The sequence below is a fragment of the Burkholderia sp. E168m23 genome (assembly GCF_016586125.1).
GTDB classification, from domain to species: domain Bacteria; phylum Pseudomonadota; class Gammaproteobacteria; order Burkholderiales; family Burkholderiaceae; genus Burkholderia; species Burkholderia orbicola.
The window spans coordinates 1-1,313 of the sequence record NZ_BCPP01001376.1 but is presented as its reverse complement, the minus strand read 5'-3'; the positions used below and the strand labels follow the sequence as shown (position 1 = coordinate 1,313).

Here is a 1,313-nt window from a genome sequence, read left to right as displayed (position 1 = left end):
TGCCGATATGCGCAACGACACCGGCCGATTATAGCCAGCTAGCTTTTTTGGCGGGCCACGGCGCCGGAACGCTCGCCAGCCCCATCCATTTGAACGGTGCGCCGCACGTTGCTGCTGCGCAGCACGGTGCACGGCGCCATTGCGCCGCGTTCATGCCGGGCACCGCGGGTTTTCCGCACCGTTCATCTGGACGACTGTTCGACGGTTTTCCCGCTGCGGACACTGCGTCGCGACAACACCAACGACAAACCGATGCAGCACGGTATGGAGAACCCGACGTGACGACACCCCGCTTCATCCGCACGGCCGCGGCCGCCGCGACGCTGGCCGCATGCGGCGCCGCCGCGCACGCGCAGTCCGCCCTCACGCTGTACGGCGCGCTCGACGCCGGCGTGCAATACCTGACGCACGCCGACGGGCATCGTTCGACCGTGCGGTTGCAGAACTACGGCATCCTGCCTTCACAGGTCGGGATCAAGGGTCACGAGGATCTCGGCGGCAGCTGGCGCGCGCTGTTCAAGCTCGAACAGGGCCTCAACCTCAACGACGGCACCGCGACCGTGCCCGGCTACGCGTTCTTCCGCGGCGCATACGTCGGCATCGCGGGGCCGGTCGGCACCGTCACGCTCGGCCGCCAGTTCAGCGTGCTGTTCGACAAGACGCTGTTCTACGACCCGCTCTGGTACGGGTCGTACAGCGGCCAGGGCGTGCTCGTGCCGATGAACGCGAACTTCATCGACCATTCGGTCAAATACCAGTCGCCGACGTTCGCCGGCTTCGACGTCGAGGCGCTCGCCGCGACTGCCGGCGTCGCCGGCAATACGCGCGCCGGACGCGTGCTCGAGCTCGGCGGCCAGTACACGAGCAACGGCCTATCGGTCGGCGCGGTGCTGCACCAGGCGCACGGCGACGTATCGGCGGCCGACGATGTGTCCGCGCGGCGTCGCGAACTCGGCACGCTCGCCGCGCGCTATGCGTTCGCCACGCTGCCGCTCACCGTCTATGCAGGCGTCGAGCGCCTGACCGGCGACCTCGACGCGGCCCGCACGATCGTCTGGGGCGGCGCGCGCTACCTGACGTCGAACGGAATCGGCCTGAACGCGGGCGTCTACCACACCGATTCGCACACGCCGGCGATCGGCCATCCGACGCTGTTCATCGCAAGCACCACGTATGCACTGTCGAAACGCACCGTCGCCTACGTGAACCTCGGCTATGCGCGCAACAGCGGCCAGAGTTCGCAGACCGTCTACGAATACGACCCCACGCCGCTCGCCGGCGCGTCGCAGTTCGGCGCGATGGTCGGCATGTAC

Annotated in this window: 2 protein-coding genes; both read left to right on the top strand. The window is 68.1% G+C overall.

Annotated features, from left to right (window positions below; all coding sequences use genetic code 11):
* The first annotated feature begins 108 nt into the window (after positions 1–108).
* Positions 109–282 carry a hypothetical protein gene (locus tag JMF90_RS37430; RefSeq protein ID WP_226292123.1) on the top strand — a complete coding sequence of 58 codons (174 nt, stop codon included), beginning with the start codon at positions 109–111 and terminating at the stop codon, positions 280–282.
* Positions 279–1,313 (top strand): porin (locus JMF90_RS37425; RefSeq protein ID WP_201326374.1); only part of this gene is annotated, 1,035 nt, incomplete at its 3' end. The genes JMF90_RS37430 and JMF90_RS37425, both read left to right, overlap by 4 nt.